The following is a 15,995-nucleotide window of genomic DNA, read 5'->3' on the forward strand; positions in this document are numbered from 1 at the left end:
GCTGGGGGCTGAGCCGAAGAGAGGGAGTCAGCCATGCCCATCGACGCAGTCACCCAGGTGCCCGAGCCGGTCAACGAGCCGGTGCACGGCTACGCCCCCGGCAGTCCCGAACGGGCCCGGCTGGAGCGCAGCCTGGACGCCGTCGCGGCGGAGCAGCTGCCACTGCCGATGACCATCGGCGGCGAGCAGCGGTTCGGCTCCGGCGAGCGGATCGACGTGGTGCAGCCGCACCACCACGCCGCCAAGCTCGGCCTGCTGGGCAACGCCACCCGGGAGGACGCCCGGCTCGCGGTGGACGCCGCGCTGGCGGCGGCGGCCGACTGGCGGGCGCTGTCCTTCGACGACCGCGCCGCGGTCTTCCTGCGGGCCGCCGACCTGCTGGCCGGGCCGTGGCGGGAGACGGTGGCGGCGGCCACCATGCTCGGCCAGTCCAAGACCGCCCAGCAGGCGGAGATCGACGCGCCCTGCGAGCTGGTCGACTTCTGGCGGTTCAACGTGCACTTCGCCCGGCAGATCCTGGCCGAGCAGCCGAGGTCCTCGCCGGGGGTGTGGAACCGCACCGACCACCGCCCGCTGGAGGGCTTCGTCTACGCGGTTACCCCGTTCAACTTCACGGCCATCGCGGGCAACCTGCCGACCGCGCCCGCGCTGATGGGCAACACGGTGGTGTGGAAGCCCGCGCCCACCCAGACCCTGGCGGCCCATCACCTGATGCGGCTGCTGGAGGCGGCCGGCCTGCCGCCGGGGGTGATCAACCTGGTGACCGGCGACGGCCAGGCGCTCTCCCAGGTGGCGCTGGCCGACCCGGCGCTGGCCGGGCTGCACTTCACCGGCTCGACCGCCACCTTCCAGTCGCTCTGGCGCACCATCGGCGCCAACATCGCCAACTACCGGAGCTATCCGAGGATCGTCGGTGAGACCGGCGGCAAGGACTTCCTGGTCGCGCACCGCTCGGCCGACCCGGACGTGCTGCGCACCGCCCTGCTCCGGGGCGCCTTCGAGTACCAGGGCCAGAAGTGCTCGGCGCTGTCCCGGGCCTACCTGCCGCGCAGCCTCTGGCAGAAGATCAAGGACGAGTTCCTGGCCGAGGTCGACGCGCTCACCGTCGGCGACGTGAGCGACCTGTCCAACTTCATGGGCGCGCTGATCGACGCCAGGGCGTACGCCCGGGTGACCGCCGCGATCGACCGGGCGGTGGCCGACCCGACGGTGGAGCTGGCGGCCGGCGGCCAGTACGACGACGCGATCGGCTGGTTCGTCCGGCCGACCGTGCTGGTCAGCTCGGACCACCGGAACGAGATCTTCAGCCAGGAGTACTTCGGCCCGATCCTGGCCGTGCACGTGTACGAGGACTCGCGCTGGGACGACGTGCTGAAGCGGGTCGACACCGGCGCACCGTACGGGCTGACCGGCGCGGTGATCGCCACCGACCGGTACGCGATCGCGCAGGCGACCGAGCGGCTGCGGTTCGCGGCGGGCAACTTCTACGTCAACGACAAGCCCTCCGGCGCGGTGGTCGGGCAGCAGCCGTTCGGCGGCGGCCGGGCCTCGGGCACCAACGACAAGGCGGGGGCCGCGCAGAACCTGCTGCGGTGGACCTCGGCCCGGTCGATCAAGGAGACGTTCGTCCCGCCGACCGGTCACCGCCATCCGCACATGGGATGAGGTGCTGATTGGACAAGGTGTCCAGGACGGCCCGATCTTCCTACGGGTTTGCTCCTCCCTGTCCCCTGACACCTTCGTTTCATCCGGTTAGGCTGACTGGCGTCGTCGGGTTTCGGCCGCAGGCCAATGTTCCGTGATACCCGGACGGAGGTTGCGTCATGCGTGCCATGACCGATTTTCTTCCCGGGATGCGGAAGGATTGCGGGCAGACCCGGCGATGGACCCGAACCATCACCGAGTCACGCAACGGCGCGCGACAGGAGCCAAACAGCCATGCAGACCAAGCTGGACGCAGCCAAGGCCGAACTGCTCACCAAGGCAGCACACGCCGCTGAGAACAGCCAGGTGGGGGGAGCGGCGCCAGGGGAAGGTCTGAGCAACGGCGCTCTGGCCGCGTACCTGCACCACTACTACCTCCACACCGCCCCCGAGGACCTGGTGGACCGGGACCCGGTCGACGTCTACGGCGCCGCCGCCTCCCAGTACCGGCTGGGCCTCAAGCGCCCTCAGGGCACCGCCGAGGTCCGGGTGCACACCCCGACCGTCGAGGAGAACGGCTGGTCCTGCGGCCACACCGTGGTCGAGGTGGTCACCGACGACATGCCCTTCCTGGTCGACTCGGTCACCAACGAGCTGAGCCGCCAGGAGCGCGGCATCCACGTGGTGATCCACCCCCAGCTCGCCGTGCGCCGTGACATCACCGGCAAGCTGCTGGAGATCCTCGACCTGGACGCCTGCTCGCGCAGCCAGGCGGCCGGCGCCGAGTGGCCCGCCGACGCCACCGTCGAGTCCTGGATGCACATCGAGATCGACCGGGAGACCGACCGCGAGGACCTGCGCGCGATCGAGACCGGTCTGCGCCGGGTGCTGGGCGACGTCCGCGAGGTGGTCGAGGACTGGGGCAAGATGCGCGACTCCGCGCTGCGCCTGGCCGACGAGCTCGCCGAGGTGCCCCCGGCTCACCTGTCCGAGCAGGAGGTCGGCGAGGCCTGGGAGCTGATGCGCTGGCTGGCCGACGACAAGTTCACCTTCCTCGGGTACCGCGAGTACGACCTCGCCGAGCACCAGGGCGAGGAGGTGCTGCGGGCCGTCCCCGGCACCGGGCTCGGCATCCTGCGCTCCGACCCGCTCAGCCACGACACCGACCACCACCCGGTCTCCGAGGCGTTCGGCCGGCTGACCGCCCCGGTCCGGGCCAAGGCGCACGAGAAGAAGCTGCTGGTCCTCACCAAGGCCAACAGCAAGTCCACCGTGCACCGCCCCGCGTACCTGGACTACGTCGGCGTGAAGAAGTTCGACGCCCAGGGCAACGTGATCGGCGAGCGCCGCTTCCTCGGCCTGTTCTCCTCCGCCGCGTACACCGAGTCGGTCACCCGGATCCCGGTGGTCCGCCGCAAGGTGCAGGAGGTGCTGGCGGGTTCGGGCTTCTCCGGCGAGAGCCACGACGGCCGCGACCTGCTGCAGATCCTGGAGACCTTCCCCCGGGACGAGATCTTCCAGACCCCGGCCGAGCAGCTGCTCTCCATCGCCACCAGCGTGCTCTACCTGCAGGAGCGCCGCCGGCTGCGGCTGTTCCTCCGTCAGGACGAGTACGGGCGCTACTTCTCCGCGCTGATCTACCTGCCGCGCGACCGCTACACCACGCGCATCCGGCTCCGCCTGATGGAGCTGCTCAAGCAGGAGCTGAACGGCGACAACATCGAGTACTCGGTGTGGTCCACCGAGTCGGTGCTGACCCGACTGCACTTCGTGGTCCGGGTCGCCAAGGGCAGCGAGCTGCCCAGCCTGACCGACGCCGAGATCGAGCGGATCGAGGCCAAGCTGGCCGAGGCCGCCCGGTTCTGGATGGACGGCTTCAACGACCAGCTGCACGTCGAGCTGGGCGAGGAGCGCGCCGCCGAGCTCGGCCGCCGCTACGGCAACGCCTTCCCGGACGGCTACCGGGCCGACTTCCCGCCGCGCACCGCGGTCGCCGACCTCAAGCAGATCGAATCGCTGAGCGGCGAGGGCGACTTCCGCCTGAACCTCTACCAGCCGGTCGGCGCGGGCGACGACGAGCGCCGCTTCAAGATCTACCGGGTCGGCGGCCCGATCTCGCTGACCGAGGTGCTCCCGGTGCTCCAGCGCCTGGGCGTCGAGGTGCTGGACGAGCGGCCGTACGCGCTCACCCGCGAGGACGGCACCAAGGCCTGGGTCTACGACTTCGGCCTGCGGCTGCGCGAGGCGACCACGCTGACCGAGGAGGCCCGCGAGCGCTTCCAGGAGACCTTCTCGGCCACCTGGACCGGCAAGGCGGAGAACGACGGCTTCAACGAGCTGATCCTCACCGCCGGGCTGACCTGGCGTCAGGCCGTGGTGCTGCGCGCCTACGCCAAGTACCTCCGGCAGGCCGGGAGCACCTTCTCCCAGGACTACATGGAGGACGCGCTCCGCAACAACATCCACTCCACCCGGCTGCTGGTCAACCTCTTCGAGGCCCGGCTCAGCCCGGCGCACCAGCTCGGCTCGGCCGAGCTGACCGAGGGCATCCTGGAGGAGCTGTCCGGTGCGCTGGACGAGGTCGTCGCGCTGGACGAGGACCGCATCCTGCGCTCCTTCCTGCACCTGATCAAGGCCACCCTGCGGACCAACTTCTTCCAGCGCGCCGCGGACGGCGACTGGCACTCCTACGTGTCGATGAAGTTCGACCCGAAGGCCATCCCGGACCTGCCGGCGCCCCGCCCGGCCTTCGAGATCTGGGTCTACTCGCCCCGGGTCGAGGGCGTGCACCTGCGCTTCGGCAAGGTCGCCCGCGGCGGTCTGCGCTGGTCCGACCGGCGCGAGGACTTCCGGACCGAGATCCTCGGCCTGGTCAAGGCCCAGATGGTCAAGAACACCGTGATCGTGCCGGTCGGCGCCAAGGGCGGCTTCGTCGCCAAGCAGCTGCCCGACCCGTCGGTGGACCGGGACGCCTGGTTCGCCGAGGGCATCGCCTCGTACAAGACCTTCATCTCGGCGCTGCTGGACATCACCGACAACCTGAAGGCCGGCGACGTCGTCCACCCGGTGGACGTGGTCCGGCACGACGAGGACGACACCTACCTGGTGGTGGCCGCCGACAAGGGCACCGCGACCTTCTCCGACATCGCCAACGGCGTGGCCGAGTCCTACGGCTTCTGGCTCGGCGACGCGTTCGCCTCCGGCGGCTCGGCCGGGTACGACCACAAGGGCATGGGCATCACGGCGCGCGGCGCCTGGGAGTCCGTCAAGCGGAACTTCCGCGAGCTGGGCGTCGACACCCAGACCGAGGACTTCACCGTGGTCGGCATCGGCGACATGTCCGGTGACGTGTTCGGCAACGGCATGCTGCTCAGCGAGCACATCCGGCTGGTGGCCGCCTTCGACCACCGGCACATCTTCCTCGACCCGAACCCGGACGCGGCGGTCTCCTACGCCGAGCGCCGTCGGCTGTTCGACGTCCCGCGCAGCTCCTGGGACGACTACGACAAGTCGCTGATCTCGGCCGGCGGCGGGATCTTCCCGCGGACCGCCAAGTCGATCCAGCTGACCGCCCAGGTCCGCGAGCGGCTCGGCATCACCGAGACCAAGCTGACCCCGGCCGAGCTGATGAAGGCGATCCTGCAGGCCCCGGTGGACCTGTTCTGGAACGGCGGCATCGGCACCTACATCAAGGCCACCGCCGAGACCAACGCCGAGGTCGGCGACAAGGCCAACGACGCGATCCGGGTGAACGGCGGCCAGGTCCGCGCCCGGGTGGTCGGCGAGGGCGGCAACCTCGGCTGCACCCAGCTCGGCCGGATCGAGTACGCGGCGACCGGCGGCCCCGAGGGCACCGGCGGCTGGATCAACACCGACGCGATCGACAACTCGGCCGGGGTGGACACCTCGGACCATGAGGTCAACATCAAGATCCTGCTCAACCAGGTGGTCGCCGACGGCGACATGACGGTCAAGCAGCGCAACAAGCTGCTCGCCGAGATGACCGACGAGGTCGGCCACCTGGTGCTGCGCAACAACTACGCGCAGAACGTGGTGCTGGCCAACGCGGTCGCCCAGGCCGTCTCGATGGTCGACGTGCACGCCCGGATGATCAACCGGCTGGAGGCCGGCGGGCAGCTCGACCGGGCGATCGAGTTCCTGCCGACGGACCGTCAGATCCGCGAGCGCCAGCAGGCCGGGCGCGGGCTCTCGCAGCCCGAGCTCTCGGTGCTGCTCGCCTACACCAAGATCACCCTGGCCGACGAGCTGCTCGCCACCGAGCTCCCGGACGACCCGTACTTCCGCAGCGCGCTGCACGAGTACTTCCCGTCCGCGCTCCGGGCGAAGTTCGCCGAGGCGATCGACAACCACCCGCTGCGCCGCGAGATCATCACCACCCTGATCGTCAACGACACGATCAACCGCGGCGGTTGCACCTTCGCGTTCCGGCTCCGCGAGGAGACCGGGGCCACCATGGAGGAGATCGCCCGGACCCACGCGGCGGCCCGCGCGGTCTTCGGCCTGGAGCGGATCTGGGGCGAGATCGAGGGCCTGGACAACGCGGTGCCGGCCCGGGTGCAGACCAAGATGCGGCTGCACAGCCGACGCCTGGTCGAGCGGGCCACCCGGTGGATGCTCAACAACCGCCGCCAGCCGCTGGACATCGCGGAGAACATCGCGTTCTTCCAGGGCCGGGTCAACCAGGTCTGGGACAGCCTGCCCAAGCCGCTCCGCGGCGAGGACCTGGCTTGGTACGAGTCGATCCAGCAGGAGCTGGCCGCGGCCGGCGTGCCGGACGAGCTGGCCGGCCGGATCGCCGGGCTCTCCTCCGCCTTCCCGACCCTGGACATCGTCGGGGTCGCCGACCGCAACGCGGCCGAGGTCACCGAGGTCGCCGAGCTCTACTACGACCTCGCCGACCGGCTCCAGATCACCCACCTGCTGGACCGGATCATCGAACTGCCGCGTACCGACCGGTGGTCCTCAATGGCCCGGGCGGCGATCCGCGAGGACCTGTTCGCGGCCCACGCGGCGCTCACCGCCGACATCCTCTCCTGCGGCCCCGAGGGCGCCTCGCCGGAGGAGCGGTACGCGGCCTGGGCGGAGCTCAACTCCACCCTGCTGAGCCGGGCCAAGACCACGCTCGACGACATAAGGGGTTCGGACAAGTACGAGCTGTCCAGCCTGTCGGTCGCGATGCGGGTGATCCGGACGCTGCTCCGCGCCACGCGCTGACCGCAACGCCGCAGGGGCGGTACCCGACCCGGGTACCGCCCCTGCGGCGTTCCCTTTCCAGGGCGTACGGATCTACGGTCCGGGGGCTCGGGGCTCTGCTGACGTGCGGCTCCGCCGCGGGGGCGAGGAGATCTGGCGGTCGGGTCACCGCGAAAGTGCCTGACCATCCACGCGACGATCACCTTGCGAGGGTCGGCGTCGCAGTTCCCCGAGCCCCTGATTCTTCCGAAGCGTCTGCCGAAAGCAGTTCCCCGGGCCCCTGGTGGTGCACCGTGTGCCTAGGGCTGGGCGGCAGCCCGCTGGAGGGCGCTGGCGAGGAGGGCGAGGTCGGTGGGGCCGTTGCCCAGCTCGCGGACGGGGCGGCGGGTCGGTGGTGCGCCGAGCTGGGTGGGGTCGACGGCGACGACGGTGGGGCGGAGGGTGGCGGTGCGGGGGATCCGGCCGCTGACCCGGGCGGACTGAAAGGCCGTCACCCCGCCGTCGGGGCGGCGGAGGTAGGCCCGGCCTGGGGTGTCCTCGGAGAGGGCCGCCGCGTCGGCGAGGTGGATCAGCTGGTCGGAGTCGGCTGGGTCGGCCGTCCGCAGGGCGATCCGGAGCTGGGCGACCTCGTCCAGCTCGGTGCCGGCGGTCTGTTCGGGTGAGCCGGTGGCGGCCACCAGGTGGATGCCGAGCCGGCCGCCGCGCTCGGCGACGGCGGCCAGGGCGCGGCCGAGCGGCCGGCCGGCCGGGGAGGTGGGGGCGAGCAGGGCGTCGAAGTCGTCGACCACCACGACCAGCCGGGCGGGGGCGGCGGTGAGGACGTCGGGTGCCTTGCGGGGTGCGGTGACCCGGGCGGTGGTGCCGGGCGGGGCGCCGCCGCCGGCCGTCACCAGGGCGGGGGCGGGGGAGCCGAGAGCCCGGGCGGTGTGCCAGCCGGTGAAGTCCTGATCGCCGAAGAGCGCTTCGCGGTGCGCCAGTTCGTCCAGCAGGGTCTCGGCGGCGAGCATCGCCCGGCGGGGCTCGGCCCCGGCGTCGATGTGCTCGGTGACCTGGGGGAGGTCGGTGCAGCCGCGCAGGCTGGACGGGGCGTCGGGAGCGGCGCCGCGGCCTTCGACGATGGTGATCCGGAGCCGGTCGGGCTGCTCGGAGACGGCGAGCGAGGCGACCAGGGTACGGAGCAGCTCGGTCTTGCCGGTGCCCCGGGCGCCGCCGACCAGGACGTGCGGGCCGTTCGGCTCGTCCGGGTCGGCGAGGTCGATCAGGCAGGGCTCGTCCCGGGTGGTGCCGAGCAGGGCGGTGGCGGTGCCCGGGCCGGAGGGCAGGGCGGCCCAGCGGGCCGACAGCTTGGCGGGGGTGACGGTGTCGAGCCGGAGCAGGTCGAGCAGCCGGAGCTGGTCGGGCAGCGGGCCGCGGGCCACCGGGGTGGCCTCGGTGAGCGGGGCGAGGGCCCGGGCGAGGCGTTCGGCCCAGGCGGGGGAGACCGCGTCCAGGGCGATCTCCTCGACCCGCTCGCGGCCGCCGCCGCCGAGCGGGCGGTCCAGGGTGAGCTGGGTGGCGACCTCGCCGGTGAGCACGGCGGTGGCGCCGAGCCCGGCGGGCAGGTCGGCGGCCTGCTCGGCCAGGCAGATCGGGAAGACGCCGAGGGCGGGGCCCTGCTCCAGCAGGACGGCCAGCGCGGCCCGGCCCTCGGGGGTGCCGGGCGTGCCGTCCAGCAGCAGCACGGTGGCGGGCGGGCCCGGCAGGCCGTCGGCGGGCCCGTGGGTCAGCTCGGTGAGCCTGGCCTCGGTCTGCTCGGGCCCGAACCCGACCAGCAGGCGGCAGGCCTGACCGTGCGTCGGCTGGAGCTGGGGCAGCCAGAACGACCAGGACCAGTCGGCGGCCTGCTCCTCGGCGGTGCCGACCACCACCAGGCTGAGCGCGCTCGGCGGGTGCAGCACGGCGAGCTGGGCCAGCACGGCGCGGGCCAGCGAGGTCAGCCGGGCCCGGGGGCCGGCCAGGCCGAGGCTGCCGGCGGTCTGCAGGTCGACGGTGACCGGCACGGCGGGCAGCACGGTGCCCGGGGTGGTGCCGGGGCCGCCGGGCCGGTCGGCGGTGCCGAGCCGGAGGGTGAGCGAGTCGGGGTGGGCCGGGCCGCGCTCCCAGAGCCGGGGCCCGGGGCCGAGCGCGGTGAGCAGCAGGGAGGCCAGGTCGGGCCAGCGCTCGCGCTGGGCGGCGGCCTGCCGCAGCCGGACGGCGGCGTGCTGCTGGGCGGGGCTCGGCGTGGCCGGCTCGGGGCGGGCCCGGCGGCGGGACAGCAGGGCCCGGGCCAGGCCGCCGGGGGCCGGTGCTTCGGGGGCGGCCGGCTCCGGCTCGGGGGCGGTGGCCTGCCGGAGCGAGGGGGTGACGGTGAGCTGGAGCCGGCCCTGGCCGTCCGGTGTGGTCCGGGCGGGCGAGCCGGTGGTGTCCCGGGGATCGGTGCGGACCACCTGGAGGGTGGACTCACCGATCCGGACCAGCCCGCCGTCGGCCAGCTCGACCGCCTCGTCGTGGAGGAACCGGCCGTCCAGCCCGGTGCCGTTGGTCGAGTTGAGGTCGCGGACCGTCACCCGGCCGTCCGCGCCCAGGTTGAGCGAGAGGTGCAGCCGGGAGACGTCGGGGTCGTCGAGCGGGACGTCCGCGGCGCTGGAGCGGCCGACGTGGATCCGGTCGCCGAGCAGACGGTGCACGCCGCCCGCGTCGGGGCCGCCGGTGATCCGGAGCTCGGCGGGGGCGGGCGGGCCGTCCTCGTCCGCGTCCGGGTCGGGCTCGTTGAGCGAGAGCACGGCGCCGTCCAGCAGTGGCGGGTGGCCGAGCAGGGTCTGCTCGTCGATCCGCTCGGCACCGGCGTACAGGTGCACATGGGTGGCGGACCGCGGGCCGCGCACGCCCACGGCGCCTGCGAGCGCCCCCGCGACTGCGCCGAGCGCCGTGCCGACCGGGGCGGTGACCAGGACGTCGGTGGCCGTTCCGACGGCTGCCGGGCCGCTGCGCGGTCGGAGGACAGTGAGCCGGATCTGCATCGCCCCCGCACTCCCCTTCAGTGATGCCGTTGGGCCACAAGAGTGGTGCCTGTCATCCTGCCACCCCGGACCGACACCGCGCGCCCGGCACCGGATTTGACGATCTTGCGATGATCGCCATGGTGGAGCCGACGAACCGTCAGGTCAACCTCGGCTCCGCCGCTGGTGGGACCGACCCTCGCGGGACGCGGTCCGGGCGCCTCGGAAACCTGAGCGGGCACCGTTAGAGTTGCCGAAAACACGGCGGCGCGAGGAGTCGTAGGTGCGGCCAGTCGGCAGCAAGTATCTGCTTGAGGAAGCCCTCGGGCGCGGAGCCACCGGCACCGTCTGGCGGGCCCGGGTGCGCGAGGACGTCGTGGTGCCCGGGATCGAGCCCGGGCGGCCGGTGGCGATCAAGATACTGCGCGAGGAACTGGCCGCCGACCCGGACGTGGTGATGCGCTTCCTGCGCGAGCGCTCGGTGCTGCTCCGGCTGTCCCACCCGAACATCGTCCGGGTCCGCGACCTGGTGGTCGAGGGCGAGCTGCTGGCCCTGGTGATGGACCTGGTGGACGGTCCCGACCTGTTCCACTACCTGCGCGGCAACGGCCCGTTCAGCCCGATCGCCGGATCCCTGCTGATGGCCCAGATCGCCGACGCGCTGGCGGTCAGCCACGCCGACGGCATCGTGCACCGCGACCTCAAGCCGGCCAACGTGCTGCTCGCCAGCAGCACCGTGGACGGTGCCGAGCAGATGCACCCGATGCTCACCGACTTCGGCATCGCCCGGCTGGCCGACTCCCCGGGCATCACCCGGACCCACGAGTTCGTCGGCACCCCCGCGTACGTCGCCCCCGAGTCCGCCGACGGCCGCCCGCAGACCTCCGCGGTGGACGTCTACGGCGCCGGGATCATGCTGTACGAGCTGGTCACCGGCCGGGCGCCGTTCCAGGGCGACAGCCCGATCGCGATCCTCCAGGCGCACCTCCAGCAGGACCCGGAGCGCCCGCGCACCATGCCCGAGCCGCTCTGGACGGTGGTCGAGCGCTGCCTGCGCAAGGACCCGGCCGAGCGGCCCGGCGCGGTGGCGCTGGCCCGCGCGCTGCGGGTGGTCGCGGCCGGGGTCGGGGTGCACGCCTCGCCGGTCCAGGCCGAGGCGGCCTTCGAGGTGGCCGCCCTGCTGGTGCCCGACCCGCGGCCGACGCCCGCGTACGTCGCGCCGACCGAGCCGGGGGTGCCGGTCTCGGCCCAGTTCGCCGACTCCGCCTTCGGTGGCGCCGACCCGACCCAGGTGCTGCCCTCGGGGCAGTACGACGCGGCCGCCGCCACCCAGTTGATGACCCCTCAGGGCGCCGCCGACCGGACGTCGGTGCTGCCGCCGGTGCCGCCGGCCGCCCCGCCCGCCGGCCCCGCCGCACCGGAGCAGCCGCACCCCTGGCAGACCCAGCTCCGGGCCGCCCGGGACCGCAACCAGCAGACCGAGGTCAGCTACTTCGACCCGGCCGACTTCGGCGACCCGCAGGTCGCGCCGCAGCCCTACCAGGCCAGGCCGCAGCAGCAGCGTCCGCCGCAGGGGTACCAGCAGGCGCCCCCGCCGCAGCCGTACCAGCCCTACCGCCCGCAGCAGGGGCAGCAGCAGCCGCCGCGCCCCCAGCAGCAGCGCCCGCAGCCGCCCGGCGGCTACACCGCCCGCCCGCCGGTGGCCCCGCCGCCGTACCAGGCGCAGCAGCCGCCGCAGGGGTACCAGCAGCAGGGCTACCCCCAGCAGGCCCCGCCGCCGCAGCCGTACCAGCAGGCCCCCGCCCCGACCCCGGCCCGCCGCCCCGAGCCCGCCCCGCCGCGCCGCCAGGAGCCGCCGGCCCCGCAGCAGCGCGAGCCGGAGCCCGGCCGGGAGCCGCGCCGCCGCAGCCGGAACCGGATGTACATCCCCGGCCTGGGCTGCCTCAAGGGCTGCCTGATGGTCCTGGTGGTGCTGGCGGTGGCCGCCGTGGCGCTGTGGAACTTCACCGACCTGCCGGTCTGGTGGCAGAACACCCAGGACTGGTTCGGCGGAGTCCGGGACTGGTTCAACGATCTGACCGGCAGTCAGCAATAGGCATTTGTCGACACTTCAGAATTTTTCCTGTCCCCGGAGGGCTCACAGGGCCGTTCGGCGTCCCCCGAACGGCCGTCGGGCGCGTAGGTTGGTGGGCTGAAGCACGGACCTACCGAGTGCGCAGCACCACCGCGCGCTCCCGCCGCCTACGGAGCACCAGCATTGGCACGCAAGATCGGCAGCCGGTACACCGTCCACCAGGTGATCGGGCGGGGGTCCGCCGGGACCGTCTGGCTCGGCGAGGGCCCGGACGGACCGGTGGCAGTCAAGCTGCTGCGTGAGGACCTGGCGTCCGATCAGGTGCTCGTGGGGCGGTTCATCCAGGAGCGCACCGCACTGATGAGCCTGGACCACCCCCGGGTGGTCGGGGTCCGCGACATGGTGGTGGACGGCGACGACCTGGCCCTGGTGATGGAGCTGGTGCAGGGCGCCGACCTGCGCTCCCGGCTGGACCGGGACGGCCCGCTGACCCCGCTGGCCGCCGTCTCGGTGATCGCGGACGTGGCCGACGGCCTGGCCGCCGCGCACGCCGCCGGGATCGTCCACCGGGACGTGAAGCCGGAGAACGTGATGCTCGACCTGGCCGCCCCGGCCGGGCCCGGCGGCGCCCCGCGCGCCAAGCTCGCCGACTTCGGCATCGCCCGCCTGGTGGACGCCCCGCGCCGGACCAGGGCGACCAGGATCATCGGCACCCCCGACTACCTGGCCCCCGAGATCATCGAGGGGCTGGAGCCGCGCGCCGCCGTCGACATCTACGCGCTGGCCACCGTGCTGTACGAGCTGCTGACCGGCTTCACCCCGTTCGGCGGCGGCCACACCGGCGCGGTGCTGCGGCGGCACGTCACCGAGACCGTCCCGCCGATCGCCGGGCTCCCCGAGGGGCTGTCCCGGATCATCGGCGAGTGCCTGGCCAAGGCCCCGGCCTCCCGGCTGCGCGCCGCCGAGCTGGCCGAGCGGCTGCGCGGGCAGCTGCCGTACCTGACCGGGCTGCCCGCGCACGTCCCGCCGCAGGGCAAGGCCCCGGCCGAGGAACTGCTCACCCCGGGCGAGGCGGTCTACGCCGAGGTGGACGCCGGCGCCGGCACCCACCGCCGCCGCCGGGGCCCGGCCGTCCCGCTGGTGCCGACCCCCTCACCCGACTCCACCCGGGACACCCACACCAGCCTGCGCCGCCCGTCCGCCCAGGAGCTGGCCTCGTACGCGGCCGAGTCGCAGGCCCAGCGCCGCGAGGCGGCCCCGGCGAGCGGCCACCGGAAGGGGCGGCGGGCGCTGGTCCGACGCCGCCGGCTGTACGCGGTGCTGCTCGCGGTGGTGCTGCTGCTGGCCGGGGCGGCGGCCGCCTACTCGGCCTTCGCCGCGACCTCCCCCGGCACCCGGCCCGGCGCCGCCGCTCCGTGGTCGACCGACCCGGCTGCGGACACCCATGCACGGTCGGCGGCCCGGAGCCATTAGGCTGGTGGCGTGGCAGCCGTCGATCCTTCCGAAGAGCTCAAGTCCCTCGAAACGACCATGGGGTCCATCGAGGCAGTCCTCGACCTGGACAAGATCCGGGCCGACATCGCCGTCCTCGAGGAGGAGGCAGCCGCCCCCAACCTGTGGGACGACCTGGCCAACGCGCAGCTGGTCACCAGCCGGCTGTCCTTCCTCCAGGGCGAGCTGCGCAAGGTGCAGACCCTGCGCGGCCGGGTGAACGACCTCTCCATCCTGTTCGAGCTGGCGGCGGACGAGGACGACGCGGACGCCCTCACCGAGGCACTGGCCGAGCTCACCTCGGTGCAGAAGGCGGTCGAGGAGCTCGAGGTCCGCACCCTGCTCTCCGGCGAGTACGACTCCCGCGAGGCCCTGGTCAACATCCGGGCCGAGGCCGGTGGCGTGGACGCCGCCGACTTCGCCGAGCAGCTGATGCGGATGTACCTCCGCTGGGCCGAGCGGCACGGGTACCCGACCGAGGTCTACGACACCTCGTACGCCGAAGAGGCCGGCATCAAGTCCGCGACCTTCACCGTGAAGGTGCCGTACGCGTACGGCACGCTCTCGGTCGAGCAGGGCACCCACCGCCTGGTCCGGATCTCGCCGTTCGACAACCAGGGCCGCCGGCAGACCTCGTTCGCGGGCGTCGAGGTGCTCCCCGTGGTCGAGCAGTCCGACCACGTCGACATCGACGAGGGCGAGCTGCGGATCGACGTGTACCGCGCCTCCGGCCCCGGCGGCCAGGGCGTCAACACCACCGACTCGGCCGTCCGGATCACCCACCTGCCGACCGGCACGGTGGTGTCCTGCCAGAACGAGCGCTCGCAGATCCAGAACAAGGCCTCGGCGATGAACGTCCTCCAGGCCAAGCTGCTCGAGCTGCGCCGGCAGGAGGAGAAGGCCGCGATGAACGCGCTCAAGGACGGCGGCAGCTCCTGGGGCAACCAGATGCGGTCCTACGTCCTGCACCCGTACCAGATGGTCAAGGACCTCCGGACGGAGTTCGAGGTCGGCAACCCGCAGTCCGTGCTGGACGGGGACATCGACGGCTTCATCGAGGCGGGCATCCGCTGGCGCAAGCAGCGCGAGGCCGCCGCGTAAGGCGTTTCGCGGGTTCGGACAGGAGAGAGGGCCCCGGGACGACGTCCCGGGGCCCTCTCGTCGTTCTTCGGTCCGGTCAGGCCAGGGCCTGTCGGGCGATCAGTGCCACGGCCAGCAGGCCGACCAGCAACGCCAGCAGCGTGGCGGGCGTCAGTGCGGCGAACGGGCCCTGCTCACCCTCGAGCCGGGCCCGGTTGGCGCGGCAGACGGGGCAGCGGCCGTCACTCACGCGGCCGTTGCAGTTGGCGCACACCAGATGGTCGCACGTCATGCGATCTCCTCCTTGCTGCTTACAGCAACGCGCCGGGAGGGCTTTCGGTTCCTTCGGCTGCCCCATACGGCCGCTCTCTGGCTACCACTGTGCCAGGTTCCGGTCGATCCGGCCCGTGCGTGGTGGGGGCCGGCCGCTCAACCGTGGGCCGGGCTGTGACATGGCTCGCATTTATCCGGGCAAAACAGAACATTTGCCACCAATTCTCAGGCCGCCGGGCCGGTCGGGCCTGCGAGCCCTGATGCCCTTCGCGTATGGTCCGAAACCGGAGAAGCGGCAGTCGGCCTCTTCTGCCGCCGCTCCCGGACTGCCACGGGAGCGGAACCGACCGAGGAACGGTGCCGTCCGGCCAGCCCTCCGGGGCCCGAAGTAACGATCGGGTCACGGAAGTTCGGCCGAAGCGGTCGCCATTCCACCTAGGATGGCCCCCGTGATGCAGCCGTGATCAGATTCGACAACGTCTCCAAAACCTATCCCAAGCAGAACCGTCCGGCCCTGGACAACGTCTCGCTGGAGATCGAGAAGGGTGAGTTCGTCTTCCTGGTCGGGTCCTCCGGCTCGGGCAAGTCGACCTTCCTCCGGCTCTGCCTGCGCGAGGAGCGGCCGAGCGTCGGCGAGGTGCACGTGCTGGGCAAGGACCTCGGCAAGCTGTCCAACTGGAAGGTGCCGCACATGCGGCGTCAGCTGGGCACCGTCTTCCAGGACTTCCGGCTGCTGCCGAACAAGACGGTGGCGCAGAACGTCGCGTTCGCCCTCGAGGTGATCGGCAAGCCGAAGAGCGCCATCAACAAGGTCGTCCCCGAGGTGCTCGACCTGGTCGGCCTCGGTGGCAAGGAGGACCGGATGCCCGGCGAGCTCTCCGGTGGTGAGCAGCAGCGCGTGGCGATCGCCCGCGCCTTCGTGAACCGTCCGATGCTGCTGATCGCCGACGAGCCGACCGGAAACCTCGACCCGCAGAACTCGGTCGGCATCATGAAGCTGCTCGACCGGATCAACCGCACCGGCACCACGGTCCTGATGGCCACTCACGACCAGGCCATCGTCGACCAGATGCGCAAGCGGGTGATCGAGCTCGACAAGGGGCTGCTGGTCCGCGACCAGGCCCGTGGCGTCTACGGCTACCAGCACTGAGCCCGACTGACGCCCCGTCCGCCTGCCCGCCCCACCCGCAATGACCCTGGAG

8 protein-coding genes are annotated in these 15,995 nt (G+C 72.7%); 6 read left to right on the top strand and 2 right to left on the bottom strand.

What is annotated here, in order from left to right:
- Positions 1-39: 39 nt before the first annotated feature.
- Positions 40-1,665, top strand: coding sequence for an L-glutamate gamma-semialdehyde dehydrogenase (gene pruA, locus ACIRPK_RS28270; protein WP_403043430.1), 1,626 nt, complete (start codon positions 40-42; stop codon positions 1,663-1,665).
- 273 nt (positions 1,666-1,938) lie between these two features.
- A complete protein-coding gene (locus ACIRPK_RS28275; RefSeq protein ID WP_403043309.1) occupies positions 1,939-6,879 on the top strand; it encodes an NAD-glutamate dehydrogenase in 4,941 nt (1,646 codons plus the stop codon).
- Between the two features lie 278 nt (positions 6,880-7,157).
- On the opposite strand, the gene ACIRPK_RS28280 is transcribed toward ACIRPK_RS28275, so the two are convergent.
- The gene (locus ACIRPK_RS28280; RefSeq protein ID WP_403043312.1) at positions 7,158-9,896 is read right to left on the bottom strand and encodes an FHA domain-containing protein; all 2,739 of its coding nucleotides are present in this window, start codon (positions 9,894-9,896) and stop codon (positions 7,158-7,160) included.
- Between the two features lie 262 nt (positions 9,897-10,158).
- On the opposite strand from ACIRPK_RS28280, the gene ACIRPK_RS28285 reads away from it, so the two are divergent.
- The 3 genes from ACIRPK_RS28285 to prfB all read left to right on the top strand — a co-directional run bounded on the left by ACIRPK_RS28285 (position 10,159) and on the right by prfB (position 14,541).
- Complete coding sequence (locus ACIRPK_RS28285; RefSeq protein ID WP_403043314.1) at positions 10,159-11,970, top strand: serine/threonine-protein kinase; 1,812 nt, start codon at positions 10,159-10,161, stop codon at positions 11,968-11,970.
- 162 nt (positions 11,971-12,132) lie between these two features.
- On the top strand, positions 12,133-13,422 hold the full coding sequence (locus ACIRPK_RS28290; protein WP_403043316.1) for a serine/threonine-protein kinase: 1,290 nt from the start codon (positions 12,133-12,135) through the stop codon (positions 13,420-13,422).
- 9 nt (positions 13,423-13,431) lie between these two features.
- The gene (gene prfB, locus ACIRPK_RS28295) at positions 13,432-14,541 is read left to right on the top strand and encodes a peptide chain release factor 2 (RefSeq protein WP_403043319.1); all 1,110 of its coding nucleotides are present in this window, start codon (positions 13,432-13,434) and stop codon (positions 14,539-14,541) included.
- A 76-nt stretch (positions 14,542-14,617) separates the two neighbouring features.
- On the opposite strand, the gene ACIRPK_RS28300 is transcribed toward prfB, so the two are convergent.
- Positions 14,618-14,812, bottom strand: a complete 195-nt coding sequence (locus ACIRPK_RS28300) for a hypothetical protein (RefSeq protein ID WP_057237482.1) — start codon at positions 14,810-14,812, stop codon at positions 14,618-14,620.
- Positions 14,813-15,253: 441 nt separating this feature from the next.
- Between ACIRPK_RS28300 and ftsE the strand changes: the two genes are divergently transcribed.
- Entirely contained in the window at positions 15,254-15,943 is a 690-nt protein-coding gene (ftsE, locus tag ACIRPK_RS28305; RefSeq protein WP_184919059.1) for a cell division ATP-binding protein FtsE, read from the top strand.
- Positions 15,944-15,995 lie beyond the last annotated feature (52 nt).

The sequence above is a fragment of the Kitasatospora sp. NPDC101801 genome, from assembly GCF_044766665.1.
Lineage (GTDB): Bacteria > Actinomycetota > Actinomycetes > Streptomycetales > Streptomycetaceae > Kitasatospora.